The sequence below is a fragment of the Massilia putida genome, from assembly GCF_001941825.1.
Classification (GTDB): domain Bacteria; phylum Pseudomonadota; class Gammaproteobacteria; order Burkholderiales; family Burkholderiaceae_D; genus Telluria; species Telluria putida.
In genome coordinates this window covers 6,550,430-6,565,201 of record NZ_CP019038.1, presented here as the reverse complement: position 1 = coordinate 6,565,201, position 14,772 = coordinate 6,550,430, and the positions used below count along the sequence as shown (strand labels likewise).

Genomic DNA, 14,772 nt, shown 5'->3' with positions numbered 1-14,772 from the left:
TACAACACTGCGCACGTTACCGCCGGGCAGCATGAATTCGTGCAAATCTAATTGCGTTGTGGAAATCACTTATGGCACCACCTCATGACGGCAACGTGGAATGTCGGTTATCATTGTTGACTTTTGGAAACAACCCTCTCCCACCGACAATCACAGATACTTTCAAGATGAACTGGTTCAACCGCCTCCGCCTGGCGAGCAAGCTGGGCATTACGTTTGCCGCCGTCCTCGCACTGACCGTGCTGGTCGGCGCCATTTCCATCCATGAACTCGCGCAGGTCAACGACACGTCGCTGCGCCTGTCGTCGCACTGGATGCCGGGCATCCGCGTCATCGAGGACATCAAATCCCAGATCGCCCGCATCCGCACGCGCGAGCTGCAATACATCATCTCCAGCGATCAGGCCGAGATGGACAAGTACGACAAGGTCATCGCGCAAGACCTCGAAGACCTGAAGCGCATGCAGGACGACTACGTCAAGCTGCTCGAAGCGCCGGAAGAAAAACAGGTTTACGCGGAATTCCTCGACATGTGGCAGCGCTACATGGCGGAAGACGCGAAGGTCCGCGCCGCCGCGCGCCTGAACGACGATGACCTGGCCAAGACGCTGATCCGCGGCGAATCGAACAAATTGATCGTCGCCCTGCGCAAGAACGTCGACAAGGCCGTCGACATGTATACGGAAGGCGGCCGCGCCGCCGCCGTCGCCGGCTCGCACCGCTACGAGGCGTCGCGCACGCTGATCATCGCGCTCGTCTGCGGCTGCGTGCTGCTGGGCGCCGCCGGCGCCGCCCTGCTCACGCGCTGGCTCATGCGCCGCCTGGGCGGCGAGCCGGATTACGCGACCGACATCGTCAAGCATATCGCGGCCGGCGACCTGTCGATGGACGTGCAGACCCGCCCCGGCGACGACGCCAGCCTGCTCGCGGCCATGAAGGCGATGCAGGCCAATCTGGCGCACATCGTGGGCAATGTGCGTGCCGCCACCGGCACGATCTCCAGCGCCTCCACGCAGATCGCGGCCGGCAACATAGACCTGTCCTCGCGCACCGAGCAGCAGGCCAGCGCGCTGCAGCAGACGGCGGCCTCGATGGAAGAACTGACGGCGACCGTGCGCAACAACGCCGAACACGCACAGCAGGCCAACGCCCTCGCCGACACGGCGGCCGGCGTCGCCCAGCAGGGCAGCACGGCCGTGGAACGCGTCGTCGACACAATGGGCTCGATCCACGCGTCGTCGCAGAAGATCGTCGACATCATCGCCGTCATCGACGGCATCGCCTTCCAGACGAATATCCTGGCCCTGAACGCGGCCGTCGAAGCGGCGCGCGCGGGTGAACAGGGCCGCGGCTTCGCCGTCGTGGCGGGCGAAGTGCGCACGCTCGCCCAGCGGTCGGCGGCGGCCGCCAAGGAAATCAAGGAATTGATCGGCGCCTCCGTGCAGCAGGTGGAAAGCGGCGCCGGACTCGTGTCGGAAGCCGGCGCCACGATGCGCGAAGTGCTGCAGACCGTGCAGCAGATGCACGAGCTGATGGTCGAGATCAGCCACGCCGGCCGCGAACAGAGCGCCGGCATCCAGCAGGTCAACCAGGCCATCTCGCAGATGGACACCGTCACGCAGCAGAACGCCGGTCTCGTCGAAGAGGCCGCGACGGCGGCCCAGAGCCTGCACGAACAGGCGGAAGCGCTCGACCATCTGGTCAGCGTGTTCAAGCTCGACGACCGCACGGGCCGCGTGTCCGGCGGCCGGGCCCTCGTCGTCGCCTGATTCCATCCTTTGCATGGTGCCGCCCGGCGCCATGCGTTCCGCAGGTTCTCCGCATCAGTTCCCGACCGCAGCCACGCCTACGGGCAACCGCGGGCGGGGGCCCATGCCCACACGAAACGCAAGCTCGCCGCACACGTCACGCGTGGGCACATTTCATTTGAGCCCGCGACCTCAAACGCCCCACGCTACGTGATGTTTGCGCAAACAAATAGTGTTATATAAGTTCTGAAAAAGCACATTTTGGAATAGCGTTTCTTCCGAGATTCCGATAGTCTCTTGTAAATTGGAAGCTCGAAGTCGGTGTCACCGGCTTCGGCGGACGATATAACAACCAGCGGATGGCGCTTCGTTCGAGCGTCGGCCGTCATACGAGACAATCTCATGAACCTGATCTCCCGCCTAGACTCCATCGTCTTCCTCATCTACTTCGTCGTGGTCGCCGGCTACGGCCTGTGGGTCTACCGCCGCAAGAATTTCGGCAGGCACGGGGCGAACACCTCCGCCTCGCACGACTACTTCCTGGCCGAAGGCTCGCTCACGTGGTGGGCCATCGGCGCCTCGCTGATCGCGTCCAACATCTCGGCCGAGCAGTTCATCGGCATGAGCGGCTCGGGCTTTCGCATCGGCATGGCCATTGCCGTATACGAACTGATGGCCGCCGCCACCCTCGTCATCGTCGCCGTGTTCTTCATGCCGGTCTATTTGAAGAACCACATCTACACGATGCCCCAGTTCCTCGAGCAGCGCTACGGCAAGGCCGTCGCCACGACGATGGCGCTGTTCTGGCTCGGCCTGTACGTCGTCGTCAACCTGACCTCGATCCTGTACCTGGGCGCGCTGGCCATCGGCAGCGTCACCGGCATCGGGGTGCTGCCCTGCATGCTGTTCCTGGCCGTGTTCGCCGCCATCATCACGCTGGGCGGCATGAAGGTCATCGGCTACACCGACGTCATCCAGGTCACCTGCCTCGTCATCGGCGGCCTCGTGACCACGTGGCTGGCGCTGGACCTGGTCGCGAAACTGGGCAACGGCCACGGCGCGCTGCAGGGCTTCTCGACGCTGTACGACACGACCCGCGACCACTTCGAAATGGTGCTGGGCCGCGACAACAAGAACTACATGGACCTGCCGGGCCTGTCGACGCTGATCGGCGGCATGTGGATCGTGAACCTGAACTACTGGGGCTGCAACCAGTACATCACGCAGCGCGCCCTCGGCGCCGACCTGCCGACCGCGCGCAAGGGCCTGCTGTTCGCCGCGTTCCTGAAGCTGTTGATGCCGATGATCGTCGTCATGCCCGGCATCGCCGCGTTCGCGCTGGACCGTGCCGGCGTGCTGGGCGACGCGATGCGCGTGGGCGGCGAACTGAATCCGGACCGCGCGTATCCGACCCTGCTGGCGCTGCTGCCGTCGGGCCTGAAAGGCATCGCGTTCGCCGCGCTGACCGCCGCCGTCGTCGCCTCGCTGGCCGGCAAGGCCAACTCGATCGCCACCATCTTCACCCTCGACATCTACCAGAAGCGCTTCCACCCGGACGTCGGCGAGAAGAAGATGGTGTGGATCGGCCGCATGACCGTCATCGTGTCGATGCTGCTGGCCGTCGTGATCGCCCCGCTGATGGGCATCGACAAGAAGGGCGGCTTCCAGTACATCCAGGAATACACGGGCTTCGTCTCGCCGGGCATCCTGGCCATGTTCCTGCTGGGCTTCTTCTGGAAAAAGACGACGTCCAGCGCGGCGATGTTCGCCACCATCGGCGGCCTGGTGTTCTCGATCATCCTGAAATTCCTGCCGGCGATGATGGACCTGTCCTTCCTCGCGCCGATCGGCTTCGCCCACGACAACGGCGCGGGCGTGTACGAGATCCCGTTCCTGGACCGCATGTTCATCGTGTTCTGGCTGGTCGTGGCCGGCATGGTCCTGCTCTCCACCGTCTTCGCCCGCGGCAAGGTCAAGGCGCTGATCGTCGATACCAAGCTGTTCAAGGTCGACGGCGCGTTCGCCCTCGGCTCGGCCGTCATCTGCGTGGTGCTGGCGACCATCTACGGCATGTGGTGGTGATGCGTTGTGGTGGGCACGGGTGCCCACCACACGGTACTCGTGACGCGCCGTACGACATGGTCGTAGGGCGGGCATTCAAGGCCGGGGCCTCAAATGAAACGAGCCTACCAGACGCCGGCGTCACCGATCAAATCAAGGCAGCCTCCGGGCTGCCTTTTTTACGCGCGCTCTGATTCGAATTACGAATCACAGCCCATCAAATCATATATTGGACAACTTGCCGCCCCCACGGCACTCTAAGGTTTTTCAGATTTCCAGAGGAGACACCATGCCCACTTACCGTTCCCGTACCACGACCCAAGGCCGCAACATGGCGGGCGCCCGCGCCCTGTGGCGCGCGACCGGCATGAAGGATGGCGACTTCGAAAAACCGATCATCGCCGTCGTCAACTCGTTCACCCAGTTCGTGCCGGGCCACGTGCACCTGAAGGACCTGGGCCAGCTGGTCGCGCGCGAGATCGAGGCGGCCGGCGGCGTCGCCAAGGAATTCAACACCATCGCCGTCGACGACGGCATCGCGATGGGCCACGGCGGCATGCTGTACTCGCTGCCGTCGCGCGACCTGATCGCCGACTCCGTCGAGTACATGGTCAACGCCCACTGCGCCGACGCGATGGTCTGCATCTCGAACTGCGACAAGATCACCCCGGGCATGCTGATGGCCGCCATGCGCATCAACATCCCGACCGTGTTCGTGTCGGGCGGCCCGATGGAAGCGGGCAAGGTGATCAAGGTCGTCAACAACGACAAGAAAATCATCAAGCTGGACCTCGTCGACGCGATGATCCAGGCCGGCGATTCGAACATCTCGGACGCCGACGTGGCGGAAGTCGAGCGCTCGGCCTGCCCCACCTGCGGTTCCTGCTCGGGCATGTTCACGGCGAACTCGATGAACTGCCTGACCGAGGCGCTGGGCCTGTCGCTGCCGGGTAACGGCACCATCGTCGCCACGCACGCCGACCGCAAGGAACTGTTCCTGCGCGCCGGCCGCCTGATCGTCGACCTCGCGAAGCGCCACTACGAAGGCGACGACTACACGATCCTCCCGCGCAGCATCGCCACCAAGACCGCGTTCGAGAACGCGATGGCGCTGGACGTGTCGATGGGCGGTTCCACCAATACCGTGCTGCACCTGCTGGCCGCCGCGCACGAAGCGGGCGTCGAGTTCACGATGGCCGACATCGACCGCATCTCGCGCAACGTGCCGTGCCTGTGCAAGGTCGCGCCGATGACCAATAAATACCACATCGAAGACGTGCACCGCGCCGGCGGCATCATCGCCATCCTCGGCGAACTGGCGCGCGCCGGCCTGCTCGACACGTCGCTGCCGACCGTGCACTCGCCGACGCTTGAAGCAGCGATCGAGAAGTACGACATCAAACGCAGCGACGACCAGGCCGTCCATCAGCTGTTCCGCGCCGCGCCGGGCGGCGTGCCGACGCAGGTCGCGTTCTCGCAGGCCGAGCGTTTCGACACGGCCGATCTGGATCGTGCCGAAGGCTGCATCCGCGACCGCGCGCACGCGTACTCGCAGGACGGCGGCCTCGCGGTCCTGTACGGGAACATCGCCGAAAAGGGCTGCATCGTGAAGACCGCCGGCGTGGACGAAAGCATCCTGAAGTTCTCGGGCCGCGCGCGCGTGTTCGAAAGCCAGGACGCGGCGGTCGAAGGCATCCTGGGCGACACCGTGCACGCGGGCGACGTCGTCATCATCCGCTACGAAGGCCCGAAAGGCGGCCCGGGCATGCAGGAGATGCTGTACCCGACGTCGTACATCAAGTCGAAAGGCCTCGGCAAGGCATGCGCCCTGTTCACCGACGGCCGCTTCTCGGGCGGTTCGTCCGGCCTCGTGATCGGCCACGCCTCACCGGAAGCGGCGGAAGGCGGCGCCATCGGCCTCGTCGAGGAAGGCGACACGATCGACATCGACATCCCGAACCGCACCATCAACCTGCGCGTGACCGCCGACGAGCTGGCGCAGCGCCGCGCGGCGATGGATGCGCGCGGTGCCGGCGCGTGGCAGCCGGTGAACCGCGAGCGCGCAGTGTCGCAGGCGCTGCGTGCCTACGCGGCGCTGACGACGTCGGCCGACCGCGGCGCCGTGCGCGACCTGTCGCAGCTGAAGCGCTGAGCGAGCCTCCCGGCCGGCCGCGTCGCCGGCCGGCGGCTTGACGAATTTCGCCGCGATGCTGGCCACGATGGCGAGCGTTCCTAACGTTGCGAGCAAGGCCTGGAGCATGGTGTCCTCACCTGAAATAGGTCTTCACGAAGAACGCGAGCGTGATGCACACCGTGGTGCACAACGTGACGGCGCGGATGAAGGAAGGCGGCGCGCGCCGGCCGATATGCGCGCCGCCGTAGCCGCCGATGACGGCGCCCGCCAGCATCGCCAGCGTCTCGGGCCAGCGCACCGCGCCCGCCGCGATGAAGGCCAGTACCGCCACCGTGTTCGCCGCGCTGACCAGCAGCGTGCGCGGCGCGTTGAGAAGCTTGAGGTCGCGGCTGCCCTGCAGGCCCCACATCGCCATCATCATGATCCCCACCGCGCCCCCGAAGTAACCCCCATAGATCCCCAGCGCGAACTGCACCGCCACCACCGCGTGCGCAGGGATGCGCCAGCGCGCGCGCAATGCCTCGCCGATGCGGCGTCCGAACGCGAGCGCGATGGACGCCACCAGCAACAGCCAGGGCAGCACGACCGCGAACGCCGCGGATGACGTCCGCAGCAACAGCAGCGCCCCCACCAGCCCGCCACACAAGGTCGTGGCCAGCAGCGCGCGCAGCGGCACGGCGCCGACCGGTCCCAGACCGTCGCGATACGCCCACGCGCTGGCCAGTCCGCCCGGAAACAGGGCGACCGTGCTGGACGTATTCGCCAGCACCGGAGGCACGCCCGCCGCGATCAGCGTCGGCAGACTGACGAACGAACCACCGCCCGCCAGCGCGTTCATCGCGCCGGCCACCATGCCGCCTGCACAAGTGAGAATCATCGTATTCATGCATCGATGGTAGTCGCGGGAACAGGCGGCCGCAATCTGGCAATCCCGGCATGTTCCTTCGGCCATTCCGAAACCACAACCGCACGTCTTGTTAAATATTTGGACAAAGACAAATCCGACGTCCCCGCGTCATCCGTGCGTCAAAACGTGTCAATCTCGAAAAAAACCCTGCCATAACAACAAGTTAGCGATTCGCCAACGATGTATCGTTTATGCGACCCGGCAGCATATTTGTGTCATAAATCCTTGCGCTACGGCAACTCGCTCTGTAATCATCTGCACCCATGCGGTCCTCGAAGGCCGTAACCATCCGAACACCGACCGACCAAACGGAGCGCCGCGTGACGCGACACCGCCCCCTGCAAACCTGTTCCCCGCTGATCGTGGCCGCGGCCGCGGCCTGCATCATCGTCCCCCTCGCCGCCTGGCAGTGGCATGGCTGGCTGTTCGCCGCCTTGCTCCTCGCCGGGGGCGCGTTCGCCGCGGTGCGCGGTCACGCGGCCGGCACGTCGGCGTCCGGCACGCCGGCGGCGGACGACACCCTCGCGAGCCACCACGCGTTCAGCCTTGACGTGGCCGAGGTGTGGACCTCGCACATCGACGCGTCGCGCGAACAGATGGAAACGGCCGTCGTCGCGCTCGTCCAGCGCTTTTCCGGCATCGTCGTGCGCCTCGAGCAGGCTCTAGCCGCATCGGGCGCCGCCCGAGGAGCGGCGAAAAGCGCCGAGGGCGGGAACATCGTCGACGTGTTCGCGGCCAGCGAAAAGGAACTGCGTTCGCTGCTGGACATGCTGGCCGGCGCCGCCGCCAGCAAGCAGCAGATGCTGCAAAAGATCGAAGGCCTGCAGGAAGTCACCGCGACCCTGCAGAAGATGGCGGCGGACGTCGCCAGCATTGCCTGGCAGACCAACCTGCTCGCGCTGAACGCGGCCATCGAGGCGGCGCGCGCGGGCGAGGCGGGACGCGGCTTCGCCGTCGTCGCGACCGAGGTGCGCATGCTGTCGAACCGGTCGGCCGAAGCGGGCAAGCACATCGCGGCGCAGGTGGGCCGGATCAGCGCCGCGATCGACATCACCTGCCGCGCGGCCGGCGATTCGATGCGCGAAGAGACCCGCGCCGTGCAGGCGTCGGGCCAGATGATCGGCAACGTGCTCGGCGCGCTGCGCGGCGTCACCGACGCCCTCGTCGCCTCGTCCGACCTGCTGGCCCGCGAGAGCGCCGGCATCCAGGCCGAAGTGGGCGATGCGATCGTGCAGCTGCAGTTCCAGGACCGCGTCAGCCAGATCCTGTCGCACGTGCGCGACAACATCGCCCGGTTGCCCTCGTGGCTGGACGAGCAGGCGCAGGGCGACAACCCGCGCGGCCTCGATGCGCGCAGCCTGCTGGCCGAACTGGAGAGCACGTACGCGATGGCCGAAGAACGCACGCTCCACAAGAGCACCACGAAATCCGCGCCGCAACCGGTCGAAGACATTACATTTTTCTAGGAGTATCCATGGCAAAAACCATCATGGTGGTCGACGACTCGATCTCGATTCGCCAGGTCGTCAGCCTCGCCCTCAAGCAGGCCGGCTATGACGTCATCGAAGGCGTCGACGGCCGCGACGCGCTGGCGAAGCTGACGGGCCAGAAGGTCAACCTGATCATCAGCGACGTCAACATGCCAAACATGGACGGCATCACCTTCGTACGCGAACTCAAGGCCCGTCCCGCTTACAAGTTCACGCCCGTCCTGATGCTGACCACGGAATCGCAGGAAGACAAGAAGGAGCAAGGCAAGGCCGCCGGCGCGCGCGCCTGGATGGTCAAGCCGTTCAAGCCCGACGCCCTGCTCGCCGCCGTCCAGAAACTGACCCTGTCCTGACCCTGCGGCCGGCACCCCCGGCCTTTCCCGAAGTATGAGATGAGTATTGGCGAAACGAGCCAAGGGGCCGCCACGTGCCTGGCGGTCGAAGGCGAGATGACGATCTACCGCGCCGCGGAGCTGCATCCCGCGCTGCTGGACGCGGTGCGCACGCACGACACGCCCGCGCTCGACCTGTCCGCCGTCACGGAATTCGACAGCGCGGGCGTGCAGCTGCTGCTGGTGGCGCGGCGCGAAGCCGGACGCCTCGGCAAGCGGCTCGTGCTGCAAGGCGCCAGCCCCGCCGTGCGCGACGCGTTCGCGCTGCTCGGCCTGACCTGCGAAGGAGACGCCGCATGAGCATCGACATCGACCAGGTGACCCACACCTTCATCGCCGAGAGCCGCGAGCTGCTCGAGCAGATGGAGGCCGCCCTCCTCGCCGTCACGCGCGACGGGCTCGATGCCGTCAACGCGATCTTCCGCGCGGCCCACACGATCAAGGGCTCGGCCGGCATGTTCGGCCTCGACCCCGTCGTCGCATTCACGCACGTGGCCGAGAGTGTCCTGGACAAGGTGCGCGACGGCGCCATCGCCATCGACGACGAGCTCGTGGCGCTGCTGCTGGCATGCCGCGACCACATCGGCGCGCTGGTCGACGCCGTGGAAAGCGGCACGCTGGACGGCGATGCCGCCCTTGCGGAAGCCGGCGCGCCGCTCGTCGTCGCGCTGCAGGGCTATCTGGGCGGCACCGGCGCGCCGGCCGCGGCCCACGCGGCAGGCGCCGCTGCGGCCGTTGACGGCGTCAGCGGCCACTGGCATATCTCGCTGCGCTTCGGCCGCGACGTGCTGCGCAACGGCATGGACCCGCTGTCGTTCATCCGCTACCTGGGCCAGTTGGGAACCGTCACCGGCATCGCGACCATCGCCGACGCGCTGCCGGCCCTGGACGAATTCGACCCCGAGTCGTGCTATCTCGGCTTCGAGATCGGCTTTGCCAGCACGGCCGACAAGGCGGCGATCGACGGCGTGTTCGACTTCGTGCGCGACGACTGCCAGATCCGCATCCTCCCGCCCGAGAACCGCATCGCCGAATACCTCGCCTGGCTGGACGAAGCGCCCGCCCAGCGCGAACGCCTCGGCGAGATGCTCGTGCGCTGCGGCAGCGTCACGGCGCACCAGCTGGAACAGGCCCTGGCGACGCAGGCGGCAAGCGCCGCGCCGCCCCGGCCGATCGGCGCCATCCTCGTCGACCAGGGCGCCGTGCGCGCACCCGTCGTCGAGGCGGCCCTGGCGAAGCAGCGCCAGGCGCCGGAAGCCCGCCCGCAGCAGGAAAACCGCTCCGTGCGCGTGGATGCCGACAAGCTGGACCGGCTGATCAACCTCGTGGGAGAGCTCATCATCGCCGGCGCGGGCGCCAACCTCGTGGCGCGCCGCACGCAGATCCCCGAGCTGCTGGAGTGCACGTCGACCTTGTCCAGCCTCGTGGAGGAAGTGCGCGACAGCGCCCTGCAGCTGCGCATGGTGAAGATCGGCGCCACGTTCAACCGCTTCCAGCGCGTCGTGCACGACGTCGCGCGGGAACTCGGCAAGGACATCCGCCTCGACGTCAGCGGCGAGGACACGGAACTGGACAAGACCGTCGTCGAAAAGATCGGCGACCCGCTCACCCACCTCGTGCGCAACGCGATGGACCACGGCATCGAGCCGGCCGACGTGCGCGCCGCGCGCGGCAAGCCCGCGCAGGGCACCGTGGCGCTGAACGCCTACCACGACTCGGGCAGCATCGTGATCGAGGTGTCCGACGACGGCGGCGGTCTGAAACGGGACCGCATCCTGGCCAAGGCCGTCGAGCGCGGCCTCGTCGAACCGGGGCGCCTGCTGACGGACAAGGAAACCTTCAACCTGATCTTCGAACCGGGCTTCTCGACGGCGGAACAGGTGACGAACCTGTCGGGCCGCGGCGTGGGCATGGATGTCGTCAAGCGCAATATCGTCGCACTGCGCGGCAGCGTGGACATCGCCAGCACCGAGGGGCAAGGCACCACCGTCACGGTGCGCCTGCCCCTCACGCTCGCGATCATCAACGGCTTCCAGGTGGGCGTGGGCAAGTCGGTGTTCGTCATCCCGATGGAGATGGTCGAGGAATGCATCGAATTCCGCGAGCTGCCGGGCTGCGACTGGGTCGACCTGCGCGGCCAGCCCCTGCCCTTCGTGCGCCTGCGCGAGCGCTTCGGCGTCGCCGGCGCGCCGGCCCGGCGCCGCAGCATCGTCGTCGTGCGCTACGGCGGCCGCAAGGCGGGCCTCGTCGTGGACAGCCTGCTGGGCGAATTCCAGACCGTGATCAAACCGCTCGGCAAGGTGTTCGCCGGCGCGCGCTTCCTGTCGGGGTCGTCGATCCTCGGCAACGGCGAGGTGGCACTGATCCTCGACATGGCGGCACTGCTCAGCGGCGTAGAAACCGACAGCAACGCGGCCGTCCCATCAACCTCATCGACTGTTTTACCTGAACTGGAGAGCCATCGTGCTTAAGAATCTGAAAATCGGCGTACGCCTGGGACTGGGTTTCGCCGTCGTCCTGCTGCTCATGGTGAGCGTCGCCACGCTGGCCATCACCCGCATGGCGAAAATGAACGAGGCGGAGGGCGAAATCACGGGAGGCGTCTATCCCAGGGTGATCCTGGCCCAGACGGTGGCACGCGACTCGATCGACATCGGACGGCAGATGCGGTCCATCCTGCTGACGAAGGACGCGGCGGAGGCAGACCGGTTCCGCAAGTCCGTGGAGCGCCTGCGGGCCGAATCGGCGCAGCACATCGACGAACTGACGAAGCGCGTGAATACGCCGCGCGGCCGCGAGCTGATACGGGTCGTCGCCGATAAGCGCACCATCGTCGAGGCGAAATACGAGAAGTTCTACAGGTTGGTGGACAGCGCGTCCGCGCAGGCGCCGGACTTCATCGTCAAGGAATACGGTCCTGCGAACGCAGAGCTGATCCAGGCCATCGACGCCATGATCAGGTTCCAGGGCGAACGCATGGACAACCTGTCGAAGCAGGCGCAAAGCGATTACGAACAGACCCGCACGCTCGTTACAGTCATGACCGGCACCGCGATCCTGTTCGCGTTGGTCATCGCCGCGGCGATCACGCTGTCCATCACCCGGCCGCTGCGCCAGGCCGTCGATGCCGCGAACCGCCTGGCCGAAGGCGACCTGACCGTGCAGGTCGACAGCAAATGGCGCGATGAGGCGGGTCTGCTGCTCTTGGCGATGAAGCAGATGATTGCGAAGCTGACGCAGGTCGTCGGCGACGTGAACAGCGGCGCGCACGCGCTCGCATCGGCTTCGGAACAGGTCAGCGCCACCGCGCAGTCGCTGTCGGACTCGGCGTCCGAACAGGCCTCGGGCGTCGAAGAGACGAGCGCCTCGCTGGAACAGATGACGGCGTCGATCGCGCAGAACACCGAGAACGCCCGCGTCACCGACGGGATGGCAGGCCAGGCGGCGCGCGAAGCCGCCGAGGGCGGCGAAGCCGTCAAGGCCACGGTCGCCGCGATGAAACAGATCGCCAAGCAAATCGGCATCATCGACGACATCGCCTACCAGACCAACCTGCTGGCGCTGAACGCCGCCATCGAGGCGGCACGCGCGGGCGAACACGGCAAGGGATTCGCCGTCGTGGCCGCCGAGGTGCGCAAGCTGGCCGAACGCAGCCAGGTCGCCGCGCAGGAAATCGGCGAGGTGGCCACGAACAGCGTCGACCTGGCGGAGCGCGCGGGCAGCCTCCTCGACCAGATGGTGCCGAACATCCGCAAGACGTCCGACCTCGTGCAGGAATCACCTCGGCGTCGGAGGAACAGTCGTCCGGCGTCGGCCAGATCAACGCGGCGGTTAGCCAAATGAGTAAGACGACGCAGCAGAACGCATCGAGTTCGGAAGAGCTGGCGGCGACGGCCGAGGAAATGAGTACCCAGGCCGAGCAGTTGCAACAGGCCATGTCGTTTTTCAAACTGGCGAATACGCCCTCTGCGGGCGCGGCTGCTCCACAGAGGGCGCGGAACAGGCTCGCTCCCGCGCCGAGGAACGCCGTGAAGACGCCGGGACACGGGGCGCTGGCATTCGCCACCGACGCGGCGGACGAATCGAATTTCACCAGGTTTTAAGAGGAAGACATCATGTTCAAGAACATGAAAATCGGCGTACGCCTGATCGCCGGCTTCGTGCTGGTGGCTGCCATCAGCGCCGTCGTCGGCGTGATCGGCATCACGAATGCAAGCAAGATCAACGACATGGCGGACAACATGTATGTCAGGGAGCTGCAGGGCGTTTCCTATATCAAGGAAGCCAACATCGACCTGATTTACCAGGCGCGCGCCATCCGCAACTATCTGCTCGCGCAAACCCTGCCGTCGGTCGACGCGGCACCCTACCTGGATGCGCTGATGAAGGCGCGCGAGCAGACGCGCGCCAACCTGGACAAGGCCCGGCCATTGTTCTATACCGAGGCCGGCAAGCAGAAGTTCGCCGCGCTGGAGGCCAACTACAAGACCTACCTGGACGCGCAGGATACGATCCTCGTCATGGCCAAGAAAGAGGAAGCGGCCGGCTTGCGCCAGGAGAACCGCAAGTCCGCCGAGTACGCGATGAAGGATGTGCACGTGATCGTGGACAAGGTCGACGACATGATGACCGAGCTGTCCAAGCTCAAGGAAGACAATGCCAAGGCGACGTCGGACGAAACCACGGTGCTGTACAACAATAGCCGCAATCTCATGATTACCGCCATTGCCGTCGGTCTCCTGGTCGGCGTCGCGCTCGGCTATTTCATCAGCCGCAGCGTGACCCGTCCGCTCGACACCGCCGTGCAGGCAGCCAATCGCCTGGCGGAAGGAGACTTGAAGATCGACATCGAAGTGACGTCGACGGATGAAACCGGACAATTAATGCGGTCCATGAAGAACATGATCGCCAAGCTGACCCAGGTCATCGAGGGGCAGCGCCGCGTGGTGGAAACGGCCAACCGCGGCAACTTCGACGAGCGCGTCGACTTGGCCGGCCTGCAGGGCTTCCAGAAAGAGATGGGCGAAGGATTGAACAATCTGGTGTCGACCACGCGGGATTCCATCGAAGACGTGGTGCGCGTGATGGGCGCGATGTCCGAGGGCGACCTGACCCGCCGGATCGACAAGAACTACGAGGGCGAGTTCGCCAGGCTCAAGGAATACGCCAACAACACGGTCGACAAGCTGGCGCAGGTGGTGGCCGAGGTCAACGTCGCGGCCGACTCCCTCGCCAGCGCGTCCGAACAGGTGAGCGCCACCGCGCAATCGCTGTCGCAGGCATCGAGCGAACAGGCGGCCGGCGTCGAAGAGACCAGCGCGTCGATCGAACAGATGACGGCCTCGATCGCGCAAAACACCGAGAACGCGAAAGTCACCGACGGCATGGCGACCAAGGCGGCGAAGGAAGCGGCGGAAGGCGGCGTAGCCGTGAAGGAAACGGTATCGGTGATGAACCAGATCGCCAGGAAGATCGGGATCATCGACGACATCGCGTACCAGACCAATCTGCTGGCGTTGAATGCCGCGATCGAGGCGGCGCGCGCCGGCGAGCATGGCAAGGGCTTCGCCGTGGTGGCGGCCGAGGTGAGGGAACTGGCCGAGCGCAGCCAGGTGGCCGCGCAGGAGATCGGCGAAGTGGCGACCAACAGCGTGGCGCTGGCGGAACAGGCGGGCAAGCTGCTCGACGAGATGGTGCCAAGCATCCGCAAGACATCCGACCTGGTGCAGGAAATCACGGCGGCGTCGGAAGAACAGTCGTCCGGCGTGGCCCAGATCAACGCGGCGGTGGGCCAGCTGTCCCAGACGACGCAGCAGAACGCGTCCAGTTCGGAAGAGCTGGCGGCGACGGCCGAGGAGATGAGTTCCCAGGCCGAGCAGCTGCAGCAGACGATGGGCTTCTTCCGCCTGGCCGCCGGCGCGGCCGGCCGGCCCGCGGTGCGCCATGCGCCCCGCACCAAACGCTCCACGCTGCGCCTGGCCGGCGCCCTGACCGCCCAGGCCGAACCGGACGAAGGCAGTTTCACCAATTTCTGATCCAG

9 protein-coding genes and 1 pseudogene are annotated in these 14,772 nt (G+C 66.0%); 9 read left to right on the top strand and 1 reads right to left on the bottom strand.

Annotation, left to right across the window (positions count from 1 at the left end):
- Positions 1-167 precede the first annotated feature (167 nt).
- The 3 genes from BVG12_RS35725 (at position 168) to ilvD (ending at position 5,961) form a co-directional block, all read left to right on the top strand.
- Positions 168-1,769 (top strand): methyl-accepting chemotaxis protein, encoded by a 1,602-nt coding sequence (locus BVG12_RS35725; RefSeq protein ID WP_075795843.1) that lies wholly within the window; start codon positions 168-170, stop codon positions 1,767-1,769.
- A 381-nt stretch (positions 1,770-2,150) separates the two neighbouring features.
- A complete protein-coding gene (locus BVG12_RS31435) occupies positions 2,151-3,830 on the top strand; it encodes a sodium:solute symporter family transporter (protein ID WP_075795842.1) in 1,680 nt (559 codons plus the stop codon).
- Positions 3,831-4,098: 268 nt separating this feature from the next.
- The gene (gene ilvD, locus BVG12_RS31430; RefSeq protein WP_075795841.1) at positions 4,099-5,961 is read left to right on the top strand and encodes a dihydroxy-acid dehydratase; all 1,863 of its coding nucleotides are present in this window, start codon (positions 4,099-4,101) and stop codon (positions 5,959-5,961) included.
- Between the two features lie 115 nt (positions 5,962-6,076).
- Here ilvD and BVG12_RS31425 read toward each other — a convergent pair whose 3' ends face one another.
- Positions 6,077-6,829 carry a sulfite exporter TauE/SafE family protein gene (locus BVG12_RS31425; protein ID WP_075795840.1) on the bottom strand — a complete coding sequence of 251 codons (753 nt, stop codon included), beginning with the start codon at positions 6,827-6,829 and terminating at the stop codon, positions 6,077-6,079.
- A gap of 341 nt (positions 6,830-7,170) precedes the next feature.
- Between BVG12_RS31425 and BVG12_RS35720 the strand changes: the two genes are divergently transcribed.
- The 6 genes and pseudogenes from BVG12_RS35720 (at position 7,171) to BVG12_RS31395 (ending at position 14,767) form a co-directional block, all read left to right on the top strand.
- Complete coding sequence (locus tag BVG12_RS35720; protein WP_075795839.1) at positions 7,171-8,316, top strand: methyl-accepting chemotaxis protein; 1,146 nt, start codon at positions 7,171-7,173, stop codon at positions 8,314-8,316.
- An 8-nt stretch (positions 8,317-8,324) separates the two neighbouring features.
- On the top strand, positions 8,325-8,693 hold the full coding sequence (locus BVG12_RS31415) for a response regulator (RefSeq protein WP_075795838.1): 369 nt from the start codon (positions 8,325-8,327) through the stop codon (positions 8,691-8,693).
- Positions 8,694-8,732: 39 nt separating this feature from the next.
- Positions 8,733-9,032, top strand: coding sequence for an STAS domain-containing protein (locus tag BVG12_RS31410; protein WP_075795837.1), 300 nt, complete (start codon positions 8,733-8,735; stop codon positions 9,030-9,032).
- A 2-nt stretch (positions 9,033-9,034) separates the two neighbouring features.
- Complete coding sequence (locus tag BVG12_RS31405) at positions 9,035-11,203, top strand: chemotaxis protein CheA (RefSeq protein WP_075796675.1); 2,169 nt, start codon at positions 9,035-9,037, stop codon at positions 11,201-11,203.
- Positions 11,196-12,835: pseudogene (locus BVG12_RS31400) on the top strand (methyl-accepting chemotaxis protein). Before BVG12_RS31405 ends, BVG12_RS31400 begins: the two are co-directional and overlap by 8 nt.
- Before the next feature lie 12 nt (positions 12,836-12,847).
- On the top strand, positions 12,848-14,767 hold the full coding sequence (locus BVG12_RS31395; protein WP_075795836.1) for a HAMP domain-containing methyl-accepting chemotaxis protein: 1,920 nt from the start codon (positions 12,848-12,850) through the stop codon (positions 14,765-14,767).
- The last annotated feature ends 5 nt before the right edge of the window (positions 14,768-14,772 follow it).

What these genes read in the sequence shown, in the direction of transcription:
- BVG12_RS31435 (WP_075795842.1), top strand. Translation starts at nt 2,151, where the DNA reads ATGAACCTGATCTCCCGCCTAGACTCCATCGTCTTCCTCATCTACTTC.
- BVG12_RS31415 (WP_075795838.1), top strand. Translation starts at nt 8,325, where the DNA reads ATGGCAAAAACCATCATGGTGGTCGACGACTCGATCTCGATTCGCCAG.
- ilvD (WP_075795841.1), top strand. Translation starts at nt 4,099, where the DNA reads ATGCCCACTTACCGTTCCCGTACCACGACCCAAGGCCGCAACATGGCG.
- BVG12_RS31410 (WP_075795837.1), top strand. Translation starts at nt 8,733, where the DNA reads ATGAGTATTGGCGAAACGAGCCAAGGGGCCGCCACGTGCCTGGCGGTC.
- BVG12_RS31395 (WP_075795836.1), top strand. Translation starts at nt 12,848, where the DNA reads ATGTTCAAGAACATGAAAATCGGCGTACGCCTGATCGCCGGCTTCGTG.
- BVG12_RS31425 (WP_075795840.1), bottom strand. Translation starts at nt 6,829, where the DNA reads ATGAATACGATGATTCTCACTTGTGCAGGCGGCATGGTGGCCGGCGCG.
- BVG12_RS35725 (WP_075795843.1), top strand. Translation starts at nt 168, where the DNA reads ATGAACTGGTTCAACCGCCTCCGCCTGGCGAGCAAGCTGGGCATTACG.